Raw genomic sequence first — 13,662 nt, 5'->3', positions numbered from 1 at the left:
GATGGATCCCAGCCTAGGCGGGCTCCGGCCCGCGGTCCTGTTCAGCCGCGGGCCGTCACGGCCTCGTAAGAACGCGTGCGGGCTCAGCCGCCGTACGCCCCCGACGCCGTCAGACGCAGGGCCGTGTCGATGAGCGGGACGTGGCTGAAGGCCTGCGGGAAGTTGCCGACCTGGCGCTTCTGGCGCGGGTCCCACTCCTCGGCGAGGAGTCCGAGGTCGTTGCGGAGCGAGAGGAGCTTCTCGAAGAGCTTCCTCGCCTCGTCCACGCGGCCGATCATCGCGAGGTCGTCTGCCATCCAGAACGAGCAGGCCAGGAAGGCCCCTTCGTCGCCGGGGAGGCCGTCGACGTTCTCGTCGCCGCTGGAGGTGGGGTAGCGCAGGATGAAGCCGTCCGGGGTGGACAGCTCGCGCTGGATCGCCTCGATGGTGCCGATCACCCGCTTGTCGTCCGGCGGCAGGAAGCCCATCTGCGGGATCAGCAGCAGCGAGGCGTCCAGCTCCTTGGAGCCGTACGACTGCGTGAAGGTGTTGCGCTCCTTGTCGTAGCCCTTCTCGCACACGTCCCGGTGGATGTCGTCGCGCAGTTCGCGCCACTTCTCCAACGGGCCGTCCGCGTCGCCGGACTCGATGAGCTTGATGGTCCGGTCCACGGCGACCCACGCCATCACCTTGGAGTGCACGAAGTGGCGGCGCGGGCCGCGCACCTCCCAGATGCCCTCGTCGGGCTCGTCCCAGTGCTGCTCCAGGTAGCGGATCAGCTTGAGCTGGAGCAGGGAGGCGTAGTCGTTGCGGGCCAGGCCGGTCATGTGGCCGAGGTGCAGGGCCTCGGTGACCTCGCCGTACACGTCGAGCTGGAGCTGGTGGGCCGCGCCGTTGCCGACCCGGACCGGCGCGGAGCTCTCGTAGCCGGGCAGCCAGTCCAACTCGGCCTCGCCCAGTTCCCGTTCACCCGCGATGCCGTACATGATCTGCAGGTTCTCGGGATCGCCGGCGACCGCCCTGAGGAGCCACTCGCGCCAGGCGCGGGCCTCCTCGCGGTAGCCGGTGCGCAGCAGTGAGGACAGGGTGATGGCCGCGTCGCGCAGCCAGGTGTAGCGGTAGTCCCAGTTGCGGACGCCGCCGATGTCCTCGGGCAGGGAGGTGGTCGGGGCCGCCACGATGCCGCCGGTGGGGGCGTAGGTCAGCGCCTTGAGGGTGATCAGCGAGCGGATGACGGCCTCGCGGTAGGGGCCGTGGTACGTGCAGTGCTCGACCCATTCGCGCCAGAAGTCCTCGGTCGCCTCCAGGGACTGCTCCGGCTCCGGCAGTGGGGGCGGCTGCTTGTGCGAGGGCTCCCACGAGATGGTGAAGGCGATCCGGTCACCGGGGGCGACCGTGAAGTCCGAGTACGTTGTCAGGGACTTGCCGTACGTCTCGCAGTCCGTGTCGAACCACACCGAGTCCGGGCCCGCCACGGCGACCGTGCGGCCCTCGTGCTTGTGGACCCACGGCACGACACGGCCGTAGGAGAACCGCATCCGCAGGGCCGAGCGCATGGGCACGCGCCCCGAGACGCCCTCGACGATCCGGATCAGCTGCGGGGCGCCGTCACGCGGGGGCATGAAATCGGTCACTCGGACCGTGCCGCGTGACGTGTCCCACTCCGATTCGAGGATCAGGGAGTCGCCGCGGTAGGTGCGCCGGGCCGCGGTGGGGGGCTCGGCGTCGGCCGCGTGCGCCGGACCGAGCCGCCAGAAGCCGTGCTCCTCGGTGCCCAGCAGGCCGGCGAAGATGGCATGCGAGTCGAAGCGGGGCAGGCACAGCCAGTCCACTGTGCCGTCCCGGCAGACCAGGGCAGCGGTCTGCATGTCTCCGATGAGTGCGTAGTCTTCGATGCGCCCGGCCACGTGCAACTCCAGTCGAACGGCCACGTCACCCCCTGAACGAGAAGGGGGCTGTCGCTTGGTGCGGTCAAGGGGGTCGTTGTAATGCGTCGTTGAGCGGTGAAGCAAAACAGTCCTGCCGCTGTGAGGCAAAACGACAACTGTTGCTCAACGAACTGACGAGCTCTCGTTGTTCCGGCGCCTACGGGTGGGGGTGGTCCCGTGTTTCCGGCCGGGCTCGGCAGCGAGTGTCCGAGCAGGATACGACGCACGTAGATGATCTGTGTGCCGCTCCGGGCAACGCGGCTGGGCCGAACGGGTGAGCAACGGGTGAGAAACGGGTGTGCCCGTGCGGGTCCGTGTCGGAGTGTGCGCGGAGCGTGGCCGGAAGCCATCTCCCCGAGGCGCTGATACCCTGGTAGCCCGTGGACCGGTGGGCGCCTGACCCCCGAACCGCACCTCCAGATCGCGACCACGGGAGCCCCCTCTTGGCCATGACCGCTGCTTTTCGAAACAGCACAGCCACGACGACCAAGCACATCTTCGTCACTGGGGGTGTCGCCTCCTCGCTCGGCAAGGGGCTGACGGCCTCCAGCCTCGGCATGCTGCTCAAGGCGCGGGGCCTGCGCGTCGTGATGCAGAAGCTCGACCCGTACCTCAACGTCGACCCGGGCACGATGAACCCCTTCCAGCACGGTGAGGTGTTCGTCACCAACGACGGCGCCGAGACCGACCTGGACATCGGCCACTACGAGCGCTTCCTCGACCGTGACCTCGACGGCTCCGCCAACGTCACCACCGGCCAGGTGTACAACACGGTGATCGCCAAGGAGCGGCGCGGCGAGTACCTGGGTGACACCGTGCAGGTCATCCCGCACATCACCAACGAGATCAAGCACCGCATCCGGCGCATGGCGACGGACGAGGTCGACGTCGTGATCACCGAGGTCGGCGGCACGGTCGGCGACATCGAGTCGCTGCCGTTCCTGGAGACGGTCCGCCAGGTCCGCCACGAGGTCGGCCGTGACAACGTCTTCGTCGTCCACATTTCCCTCCTGCCGTACATCGGACCGTCGGGTGAGCTGAAGACGAAGCCGACCCAGCACTCGGTTGCGGCCCTGCGCAACATCGGTATTCAGCCGGACGCGATCGTCCTGCGGTCCGACCGCGAGGTTCCCACCGCGATCAAGCGCAAGATCTCGCTGATGTGCGACGTCGACGAGGCCGCCGTGGTCGCCTGCCCGGACGCCCGTTCGATCTACGACATCCCGAAGACCGTGCACAGCGAGGGCCTGGACGCCTACGTCGTCCGCAAGCTGGACCTGCCGTTCCGCGACGTGGACTGGACGACCTGGGACGACCTGCTCGACCGCGTCCACAACCCCGACCACGAGATCACCCTCGCCCTGGTCGGCAAGTACATCGACCTGCCCGACGCCTACCTCTCGGTCACCGAGGCGCTGCGCGCCGGCGGCTTCGCCAACAAGGCCCGCGTGAAGATCAAGTGGGTCACCTCCGACGACTGCAAGACCCCGGCCGGCGCCGCCGCGCAGCTCGCCGACGTGGACGGCATCTGCATCCCGGGCGGCTTCGGCGACCGCGGTGTGCTCGGCAAGGTCGGCGCGATCAAGTACGCCCGCGAGAACAAGGTCCCGCTGCTGGGCCTGTGCCTGGGCCTGCAGTGCATCGTGATCGAGGCCGCCCGCAACCTGGCCGACATCCCGGACGCCAACTCCACCGAGTTCGACTCCGCCACCGGCCACCCGGTCATCTCCACCATGGCCGAGCAGCTCGACATCGTCGCCGGTGAGGGCGACATGGGCGGCACCATGCGGCTCGGCATGTACCCGGCCAAGCTCGCCGAGGGCTCCATCGTGCGTGAGGTGTACGACGGCAAGGAGTACGTCGAGGAGCGGCACCGTCACCGTTACGAGGTGAACAACGCCTACCGTGCGGAGCTCGAAAAGAAGGCGGGCATCCTGTTTTCCGGCACCTCTCCGGACGGCAAGCTCGTCGAGTACGTCGAGTACCCGCGTGACGTCCACCCCTACCTGGTCGCCACCCAGGCCCACCCCGAGCTGCGCTCGCGTCCGACCAGGCCGCACCCGCTGTTCGCGGGCCTGGTGAAGGCCGCGGTCGAGCGGCAGAGTTCCAAGTAGCACGACAGTTGTACGGTGGCCGGGGCGCGCGCATTCAAAGGGCGAGCGTCCCGGCTTCTTTTTTGCGCACGTGGGGAAGGACAGGGCATGACGATCGAGGACACCCCGGAGGAGTGGGAGATCCGGGGGACGAAGACCCCGTTCGTGGGCAACAAGACCTCCGTCCGCACGGACGAGGTGGTCATGCCCGACGGGTCCGTGGTCGGCCGCGACTACCAGGTCCACCCCGGTTCGGTGGCCGTCCTCGCCCTCGACGACGAGGACCGGGTGCTGCTCATCCGGCAGTACCGGCACCCCGTACGGCAGAAGCTGTGGGAGATCCCGGCGGGGCTGCTGGACGTGCCGGGCGAGAACCCGCTGCACGCGGCCCAGCGGGAGCTGTACGAGGAGGCGCACGTCAAGGCGGAGGACTGGCGGGTGCTGACGGACGTCTACACATCGCCGGGGGGCTGCGACGAGGCGATCCGGATCTTCCTCGCACGTGGACTGTCCGAGGCCGACGGCGAGCGCTTCGAGGTCGAGCACGAGGAGATCGGCCTGGAGTACGCGCGCGTGCCGGTGGCCGAGCTGGTGCGGGGCGTTCTCGCCGGGGAGCTGCACAACAACTGCCTCGTCGTGGGCGTGTTGTCGCTGGTCGCCGCGCGGGACTCCGGCGGGCTGGACGCGTTGCGGCCGGCCGAGGCTCAGTGGCCTGCGCGGCCGTTCGAGGCGTGACGGTTCCTCGGATCGCGCCCTTGTCGTAGTCGGTCCGCCACCGGTACTGCCGAACCCCGGAATCCTATGATCCGTTGATCCGATTGAGGGACTCTCGCGGCCCCACCGCCGCGCTCTGCCAGGAACGTTGCACAGCGTGAACTAGGCTCTGAAAAGCCCGATCCGGGGTCACCGGCGGGCTTTGCGCGTGCGGTGGGACGGGAGTGTGGCCCGTGACGGATCAGGTGGTGGACGCAGGCGGCACACAGCTGTCCGGCGAGGGCCAATTCCTGGGGCGGACGCGCGAGTTGAAGGAGCTGCTCGCCGACATCGAGCGGGCGGGCCTCGACACGCTCTCCGGCAAGAAGGCGCCCCGCGCGCGCGTGCTGCTCATCGCGGGGCGCCCCGGATCCGGCCGTACCGCACTCGCCGAGGAACTCGTCCGCACGGTCGCTGACCGTTACGACGACGGGGTGCTGCGCGCCCGGCTGAGCGAGCCCGACGGCACCCCCGTACCGGTCGCGGACGCCGCCCGCGAACTGCTCGGCGCACTCGATGTGCCGGCGCCCGCCGGAGCCGCCGAGGACGATCTCACGGCGGTGCTGCGCGAGGCCCTCGCCGACCGGCGCGCCCTGGTGCTGCTCGACGACGCGGTGGCCGCGGACCAGGTGGACGCCCTGCTTCCGGATACCCCGGAATGCCTGGTCGTGGCCGTGTCGGGAGGGCCGCTGACCGGGATCGCGGACGTCCGCCCGTGCACCCTCGGCGGGCTCGACACCAAGTCCGCGCTGGAACTGCTGTCCCGGCACACCGGGTCGGTCCGCATCACCGTCGATCCCCGGGCCGCCGAAGGGCTCGTCGAGGAGTGCCAGGGCCAGCCCGCCGCGCTGATGCTGGCCGGGGGCTGGCTCGCCGCCCGCCCCAAGGCGGCGGTCGCCGATCTGGCCAAACAACTGCATGCGGAGAGTGACGAGGGAAGCCCGCTCAGCCGGGTCTTCGGACTGGTCTACGCCTCCCTGCCCGCCGCTGCCGCCCGCACCCTGCGACTGCTCTCCCTGGCTCCGGCCGGCCTCGTCGACCCGCACACCGCGTCCGCGCTCGCCGGCTGCTCGGTGGACGGCGCCCGCGCCACCCTGGACGACTTCGTCGGCCTCGGGCTGCTGCACGCCGTGGACTCCCCGCTGCCGCAGTACGAGCTCCCCGGCTGTCTGCACCCCCTGCTCAAGGCCCTCGCGGACAGCCAGGACCGCCCGGCCGAGCTGCGCCTGGCCCGTGCCCGCATGCTGGAGCGGACCGTACGGCTGCTCCAGTCCTCCCGCGCGATCACCGAGACCGACAGCCCCGACGCCCGCGAGAAGCTCCAGGGCATGCCGCGCTCCGTGCGCTTCCCGAGCCCCCGGGCCGCCGAGGACTGGCTGCGCCTGCGCAGGCCCGCGCTGCTCGCCGCGGCCCGCCTCGCGGTCGCCGACGGGGAGCTGGACACCCTCGCCCGGCGTCTGATGTCGCAGCTCGTGCGCACGATGGTGGCCCACTTCGGCATGCAGGCCGCCGCCCCCGACCTCTACGGCATCCACGGCCTCGTCCTCGACGTGGCCGAGCGGCGCGCGCTGCCCCGGGAGAAGGCCGCCGCCCTGCTGAACCTCGGCGACCTGGACGCCCGGACCGGCCGCACCCGGGAGGCGCTGGCGCGCTACCGGGCGGCCCTGGACGCCGGACGGGAGGCGAACGACCCGTACGCGACCGGCCGCGCGATGGAATCCGTAGGCGGCGCGCATCTGGAGCTCGGGGACTACGACCGGGCCGCCGACTGGTTCGGCCGGGCCCTCGCCCAGCGCCTGGCCCGGGACGAGCGCGCGGAGGCCGCCCGGCTGTACGGCCGTATCGCCGCCGCGCACACCTACGCGGGCCGCTACGGCGAGGCGGTCAGGAACTGGCGGGCCGCCCTCGCCGGGTACCGCAAGAACGGCGATGTCGGGGCCCACGCACGGGCGTTGAGCGAACTCGCCCGGGTCCAGGAGTACGCCGGACACCCCGAGGAGTCGCTGCGCACCTGCCAGGAGGCCGTGGAGCTGGCCCGTCGCGCCGAGGACGGCCGGCTCCAGGCCGCGCTCCAGCTGCGGCTCGCGGACACGCTGGACCACCTGGGCGATCCCGCGGCCGCTCAGCTGCACCGCGGCGCCGCGGAACGGCTGCTGGGCGAGGAGCAATCCCAGGAGGAACCCGGGCCCCAGCAGGCCGAGGACCCGAAACAGGACGCTGACGCCTGCGAAATCCGTAGTACATCTGCAGAAGATTGATGCAATGAAAGGCTAGACACGGGGAACGCCTTCATTAGACTGGCTCTGCCGCACCTTCTCCTGCGGTGTCTCCTGGTGTGCCCTTGCATGCCTGGGTATGTGTTGTATTGCCCCACATCCTCTGAGCCAAGGACCGTGATCCACGTGAAGGTCGGCATCCCCCGCGAGGTCAAGAACAACGAGTTCCGGGTGGCCATCACCCCCGCCGGTGTGCACGAGCTCGTGCGCCACGGCCACCAGGTCGTCATCGAGCGGGGCGCCGGCCTCGGCTCCTCGATCCCGGACGAGGAGTACGTCGCCGAGGGCGCCCGGATCCTGGACACCGCCGACGAGGTGTGGGCCAGTGCCGACCTGCTGCTGAAGGTCAAGGAGCCGGTCGCCGAGGAGTACCACCGCCTGCGCAAGGACCAGACGCTCTTCACCTACCTGCACCTGGCCGCGTCCAAGGAGTGCACCGACGCGCTCATCGAGTCCGGCACCACCGCGATCGCCTACGAGACCGTCGAGCTGCCCTCCCGCGCGCTTCCGCTGCTCGCCCCGATGTCCGAGGTCGCGGGCCGGCTCGCCCCGCAGGTCGGCGCCTACCACCTGATGCGCTCGGTCGGCGGCCGCGGTGTCCTGCCCGGCGGTGTGCCCGGCACGCAGCCCGCGCGGGCCGTCGTCATCGGCGGCGGGGTCTCCGGCTGGAACGCCACCCAGATCGCCGTCGGCATGGGCTTCCACGTCACGCTGCTCGACCGCGACATCAACAAGCTCCGCGAGGCCGACAAGGTCTTCGGCACCAAGGTCCGCGCGATCATGTCCAACTCCCTCGAGCTGGAGAAGGCGGTCCTGGACGCCGACCTCGTCATCGGCGCGGTCCTCATCCCGGGCGCCAAGGCCCCGAAGCTGGTCACCAACGAGCTCGTGGCGCGGATGAAGCCCGGAAGTGTCCTTGTCGACATCGCGATCGACCAGGGCGGCTGCTTCGAGGACTCCCACCCGACCACGCACGCCGAGCCGACCTTCCAGGTGCACAATTCGGTCTTCTACTGCGTCGCCAACATGCCCGGCGCGGTGCCCAACACCTCGACCTACGCGCTCACCAACGCCACGCTGCCCTACATCGTCGAACTCGCCGACCGGGGCTGGGTGGAGGCGCTGCGCCGCGATCCCGCGCTGGCCAAGGGTCTCAACACCCATGACGGCAAGGTCGTTTACCGGGAGGTCGCGGAGGCCCACGGTCTGGAGCACGTGGAGCTCGAGACCCTGCTCGGCTGAGCCCCTGACCTCGGCAGAGAGCTAAGTCACCTTTTCGTAAAGGCGATACGTCAACAAGGCGCGTCAACGAGGCACATGCGGCCGGACCTTGCCCCACAAGGTCCGGCCGGATGTGTGTATGGTCACTTTGCGACTCTCGGTCAACTCGCGTCGAACGTAACCCTTGAACCGATTCGTACACCGGCGAAACCTGCCGTGCGACTGCCGTACGCCCTTGACAGCGGGATGTTTCATTGCCGACACATCCTGCCGGGTCCGGTGGATTGTGTTGCTGTGAACACCCGACACGCCATAGAGTCGCCAACCGTCGGCATGGTGCCACGCTGACCTTGTCTAGAAGTTTCCTGGTCACCAAGGAGGTAAGACGACTTGTGAATGAGTCGACATTTTCTCCCGGGGGTGGTCAACCAGGAATGCCTGCCGAGGCCCAGGGCCACGCGGGGTTCGAGGCTGTCGGCTCCGTCGCGGTGCGCACCTTCGCAGCCCACCAGAGTCGTCCGCAGACCCTGCGGACAGCACACCAGAGCATGGATGGCCATCACGTGAACGCCATGGCCGGCGACGGAAGTGGCGCGCCCCACAACCACTTCGCCGACTACGACGAACTGCCCGAGGGGCACTTCTACGACCCCGACGCCGAGTACGAGCCGGATCCGGAGTACGCGGCCACGCTCGCGCCCGACGCGGCCCGCCAGCGCCGTGAGCGCGTGGGCCCGACCGGACGCCCGCTGCCGTACTTCCCGATCCCGGGCCCGCTGACCGACCACGGCCCCGCGAAGATCATCGCGATGTGCAACCAGAAGGGCGGCGTCGGCAAGACCACGTCGACCATCAACCTGGGTGCCGCGCTCGCGGAGTACGGCCGACGCGTGCTGCTCGTGGACTTCGACCCGCAGGGCGCGCTGTCGGTGGGACTCGGTGTCAACCCGATGGAGCTCGACCTCACCGTCTACAACCTGCTCATGGAGCGGGGCATGGCGGCCGACGAGGTCCTGCTGAAGACCGCGGTCCCCAACATGGACCTGCTGCCGAGCAATATCGACTTGTCGGCGGCGGAGGTCCAGCTGGTCTCCGAGGTCGCGCGAGAGTCGACATTGCAGCGTGCCCTGAAGCCGCTCATGGCCGACTACGACTACATCGTGATCGACTGTCAGCCCTCGCTCGGCCTCCTCACGGTCAACGCCCTGACGGCGGCGCACAAGGTGATAGTGCCTCTGGAGTGCGAGTTCTTCGCGCTGCGCGGTGTCGCACTGCTGACGGAGACCATCGAGAAGGTCCAGGAGCGGCTCAACCCGGAGCTGGAGCTCGACGGGATCCTCGCCACGATGTACGACTCGCGCACCGTGCACAGCCGTGAGGTGCTCGCGCGTGTCGTCGAGGCGTTCGACGACCACGTCTACCACACGGTCATCGGGCGCACGGTCCGCTTCCCGGAGACCACGGTCGCCGGTGAGCCGATCACCACGTACGCCTCCAACTCCGTCGGTGCCGCCGCCTATCGCCAGCTCGCCAGGGAGGTGCTCGCCCGGTGTCACGCCGAGTGAGTCTGCCGGGGGCCGACGAACTGTTCCGTACGACAGGGGGGATGGCGCTCCAGGCGTCCACTCCCCGGCGGGGGGCCAACGGCGAGGCCCGGGTACCGGCTCCCGCGGGGGAGTCCGACGCGGTGGCGGCCGAGGACGCGCCGCACTCCGTGCCCGCACAGGGCGGGGACGGCGACGGGGCCGAGCATGTGGCCGCCGACGCCGACGGCTCCGAGGAGGGCGAGTCCCGCAGCCGGGCCGCCACCGCGGAGCGCTCCGGGCGACGTCAGGAGGCGCAGGAAGGTTCTGCCCAGGCCTCCGGCGGTCAGCCGCGCGGCAAGCGCGGCCGGTCGCCCGCGCGGCGGCCCAGCGGGCGCGAGCGGCACGACGAGAAGATCACCGTGTACGTGTCGGCCGAAGAGCTCATGGATCTGGAGCACGCCCGTCTGGTGCTCCGGGGCGAGCACGGGCTGGCGGTGGACCGCGGACGGATCGTGCGCGAGGCGGTCGCCGTGGTGCTGGCGGATCTGGAGTCCCGCGGGGACGCGAGCATTCTCGTACGACGGCTGCGCGGGCGGTAGCGGTAGCCTGCGGGGGCCATGACCTCGAACGACGTTCCCCCCGGCCCCGGTGCATCCGCCGGTCGTCGGCGTGTGCTGGGCCGGGGACCGGGCGCTCCGCGGGTCGAGCCGGACACGGAGGCGATGCCGGTCCCGGACGAACCGGAGACCGGGGGCGCGGAGCCTGAGGCTCTCCCGGAGCCCCTTGCCGAGCTTGAGCCTGAGGCCGTCTTCGGGCCCGGGGTCGTTCCGGAGCCCGAGGTTGTTGCGGAGCCGGTGGTTGTCCCGGAGCCGGAGCCCGGCATCGAGCCGGGGACTGACCCTCAGCTGGAGACCGACCCGGTGCCGGAGACATTCTCCGGGCCCGAGGCCCTCCCTGCGCCCGACAGCGAACCGGCACCCGAGGACCTCTCCGAGCCCGAGGCTGCCTCTGAGCCCCTGGCTGTCCCCGAGCCCGGGGCCGCCCCGCAGGGTTCGGGGGAGGGTGACTCCGACGGGGTCTTCAAGGTCCGGCTCGCCAACTTCGAGGGCCCCTTCGATCTCCTCCTCCAGTTGATCTCCAAGCACAAGCTGGACGTCACCGAGGTCGCGCTCTCCAAGGTCACCGACGAGTTCATGGCGCACATCCGGGCCATGGGACCCGACTGGGACCTGGACGAGACGACCGAGTTCCTGGTCGTCGCCGCCACCCTCCTGGACCTCAAGGCGGCCCGACTGCTGCCCGCCGCACAGGTGGAGGACGAGGCCGACCTGGCGCTCCTCGAAGCCCGTGACCTGCTGTTCGCGCGGCTGCTCCAGTACCGCGCCTACAAGCAGATCGCCGACATCTTCAACCGGCGCCTCGACGAGGAGGCCCGGCGCTACCCCCGTACCGTCGGACTCGAACCGCACCACGCCGACCTGCTGCCCGAGGTCGTCATCAGCATCGGGCCCGAGGGGTTCGCGAAGCTCGCCGTGAAGGCGATGCAGCCCAAGCCCAAGCCACAGGTGTACGTCGACCACATCCACGCGCCCCTGGTGAGCGTCCAGGAGCAGGCCGGGATCGTGGTCGCCCGGCTCAGGGAGCTCGGCGAGGCCAGCTTCCGCCTGCTGGTGGAGGACGCCGACGGCACCCTGACCGTCGTGGCCAGGTTTCTCGCGCTGCTCGAGCTGTACCGGGAGAAGGCCGTGGCGCTGGACCAGGAGACCGCGCTCGGGGAGCTGGTCGTGCGGTGGACCGGCGGTGCGGGGGAGACCGAGCCGGTGGTGACCGACGAGTTCGACCGACCGCCCGAGCCGCTCAAGGAGGAGAAGGCGTGAGCGAGGACACCACCGAGGCTCCGGCGGGCCTGCCGGGCGTCGCCGAGCTGGAGCTGAAGCCGGCCCTGGAGGCCGTCCTGATGGTCGTGGACGAGCCCGCGACCGAGGAGCACCTGGCGAAGATCCTGGAGCGGCCCAAGCGGCAGATCACCAGGGCGCTGCGGGAGCTGGCCGGCGAGTACGCCGCTCAGGGGCGCGGCTTCGAGCTGCGGCACGTCGCGAACGGCTGGCGGTTCTACACCCGGGCCGCGTACGCCCCGGCCGTGGAGCGGTTCGTCCTGGACGGTCAGCAGGCCCGGCTCACCCAGGCGGCGCTGGAGACGCTCGCGGTGGTCGCCTACCGCCAGCCGGTCAGCCGCAGCCGGGTCTCCGCGGTGCGCGGAGTGAACTGCGACGGTGTGATGCGCACCCTGCTCCAGCGGGGCCTGGTCGCGGAGGCGGGCACGGAACCCGAAACAGGTGCGATCCTGTACGTGACGACGAACTACTTCCTGGAGCGGATGGGCCTGCGCGGTCTGGACGAGCTCCCGGAGCTCGCGCCCTTCCTCCCGGAGGCGGAGGCGATCGAGGCCGAGACCCAGGAAGCCGTACCGTCGTTCGATCCGGACGCTCCGGATTCCGAGGACGCAGACGACAAGACGGAACTTTGATGCGAAGCAGCAGCGGCAGGAACAGCAGCGGAAACAACGGCGGGAGCCGTGGTGGCAACAGCGGCGGCCGCGGTGGGAACAGCGGTGGTCGCGGCGGGAGCACCGGAGGACGCGGCAACTACCGCGGCGCCGGCAACGACCGCGACGACAAGCAGGGCGGCCGGCCGAAGAAGCCCCGCCCCGAGGAGCGCCGCTACGACGTGGGCCCCGGCGGCACCCACGAGGGGCCGAAGTCCGGGCGCGGTGCCTCCGCGCGCGGTGGCGCCAAGGGCGGCCCCAAGCAGGGCCAGGGAACCGGGCGTGGCCGTTCGGTGCCGGCGACCTCCCGTGAGTACGAGGCGCGGGCGGAGGAGCGCAACCGGGAGCGGTACGCCGCCAAGAAGGACGTGAAGCTCCCCAAGACCTTCCCGGGCGCCGAGCAGGAGGGCGAGCGGCTCCAGAAGATCCTCGCGCGCGCGGGCTACGGCTCCCGGCGGGCCTGCGAGGAGCTCATCGAGCAGGCGCGGGTCGAGGTCAACGGCGAGATCGTCCTGGAGCAGGGCAAGCGGGTCGACCCGGAGAAGGACGAGGTCAAGGTCGACGGCCTGACGGTCGCGACGCAGTCGTACCAGTTCTTCTCGCTGAACAAGCCCGCCGGTGTCGTCTCGACGATGGAGGACAACGAGGGCCGGCAGTGCCTCGGCGACTACGTCACCAACCGTGAGACGCGGCTCTTCCACGTGGGACGGCTCGACACCGAGACCGAGGGCGTCATCCTGCTCACCAACCACGGTGAGCTGGCCCACCGGCTGACCCACCCCAAGTACGGCGTGAAGAAGGTCTACCTCGCGCACATCGTGGGCCCGATCCCGCGCGACCTGGGCAAGCAGCTCAAGGACGGCATCCAGCTGGAGGACGGGTACGCGAAGGCGGACCACTTCCGGGTCGTCGAGCAGACCGGCAAGAACTACCTCGTCGAGGTCACCCTCCACGAGGGGCGCAAGCACATCGTGCGCCGCATGCTCGCCGAGGCCGGCTTCCCGGTCGACAAGCTGGTGCGGGTCGCCTTCGGGCCCATCACCCTGGGCGACCAGAAGTCGGGCTGGCTGCGACGGCTGTCCAACACCGAGGTCGGCATGCTGATGAAGGAAGTCGATCTGTAGTCCCGCCCCCCTCACGCGTGCGCGTGCGGCCGGTTCCGGAATTCCCCGGGACCGGCCGATGCGTTTTCGCCCTCCCGCCGGTCTGCATCCGTGACGGAGGGAGTGGGGATGGACGCGAGGAACGGGATCGGTGACGAGACACGTCCGGCGGCGCTGGAGGGCTTTGTGCGGCCTTCGCGGTCGGCAGGGCTCCCGGGGGCCCAGGAGGCCCCGGTGC

General features: G+C 70.3%; 10 protein-coding genes. 9 read left to right on the top strand and 1 reads right to left on the bottom strand.

Annotation, left to right across the window (positions count from 1 at the left end; all coding sequences use genetic code 11):
- Positions 1-83: 83 nt before the first annotated feature.
- Entirely contained in the window at positions 84-1,886 is a 1,803-nt protein-coding gene (locus IOD14_RS31790; protein ID WP_212673439.1) for a glycoside hydrolase family 15 protein, read from the bottom strand.
- A 470-nt stretch (positions 1,887-2,356) separates the two neighbouring features.
- Between IOD14_RS31790 and IOD14_RS31785 the strand changes: the two genes are divergently transcribed.
- The 9 genes from IOD14_RS31785 (at position 2,357) to IOD14_RS31745 (ending at position 13,445) form a co-directional block, all read left to right on the top strand.
- Entirely contained in the window at positions 2,357-4,021 is a 1,665-nt protein-coding gene (locus IOD14_RS31785; protein WP_123988246.1) for a CTP synthase, read from the top strand.
- Positions 4,022-4,108: 87 nt separating this feature from the next.
- A complete protein-coding gene (locus IOD14_RS31780) occupies positions 4,109-4,735 on the top strand; it encodes an NUDIX hydrolase (RefSeq protein WP_123988245.1) in 627 nt (208 codons plus the stop codon).
- A 212-nt stretch (positions 4,736-4,947) separates the two neighbouring features.
- Complete coding sequence (locus IOD14_RS31775) at positions 4,948-7,011, top strand: tetratricopeptide repeat protein (RefSeq protein WP_212672158.1); 2,064 nt, start codon at positions 4,948-4,950, stop codon at positions 7,009-7,011.
- A gap of 144 nt (positions 7,012-7,155) precedes the next feature.
- Positions 7,156-8,271, top strand: a complete 1,116-nt coding sequence (ald, locus tag IOD14_RS31770; protein ID WP_123992567.1) for an alanine dehydrogenase — start codon at positions 7,156-7,158, stop codon at positions 8,269-8,271.
- A 413-nt stretch (positions 8,272-8,684) separates the two neighbouring features.
- Positions 8,685-9,815 carry a ParA family protein gene (locus IOD14_RS31765; RefSeq protein ID WP_123988243.1) on the top strand — a complete coding sequence of 377 codons (1,131 nt, stop codon included), beginning with the start codon at positions 8,685-8,687 and terminating at the stop codon, positions 9,813-9,815.
- Positions 9,800-10,375, top strand: a complete 576-nt coding sequence (locus tag IOD14_RS31760) for a hypothetical protein (protein WP_123988242.1) — start codon at positions 9,800-9,802, stop codon at positions 10,373-10,375. Before IOD14_RS31765 ends, IOD14_RS31760 begins: the two co-directional genes overlap by 16 nt.
- An 18-nt stretch (positions 10,376-10,393) precedes the next feature.
- Positions 10,394-11,653 carry a segregation/condensation protein A gene (locus IOD14_RS31755; protein WP_212672157.1) on the top strand — a complete coding sequence of 420 codons (1,260 nt, stop codon included), beginning with the start codon at positions 10,394-10,396 and terminating at the stop codon, positions 11,651-11,653.
- Positions 11,650-12,303, top strand: a complete 654-nt coding sequence (gene scpB, locus IOD14_RS31750; protein WP_212672156.1) for an SMC-Scp complex subunit ScpB — start codon at positions 11,650-11,652, stop codon at positions 12,301-12,303. The genes IOD14_RS31755 and scpB overlap by 4 nt, the downstream gene beginning before the upstream one ends.
- Positions 12,303-13,445 (top strand): pseudouridine synthase, encoded by a 1,143-nt coding sequence (locus IOD14_RS31745; protein WP_123988240.1) that lies wholly within the window; start codon positions 12,303-12,305, stop codon positions 13,443-13,445. The genes scpB and IOD14_RS31745 overlap by 1 nt, the downstream gene beginning before the upstream one ends.
- Positions 13,446-13,662: the final 217 nt, after the last annotated feature.

Source organism: Streptomyces sp. A2-16, assembly GCF_018128905.1.
GTDB lineage: Bacteria > Actinomycetota > Actinomycetes > Streptomycetales > Streptomycetaceae > Streptomyces.
The sequence above is the reverse complement of the archived record's forward strand: the minus strand, read 5'-3'. Positions and strand labels throughout refer to the sequence as shown.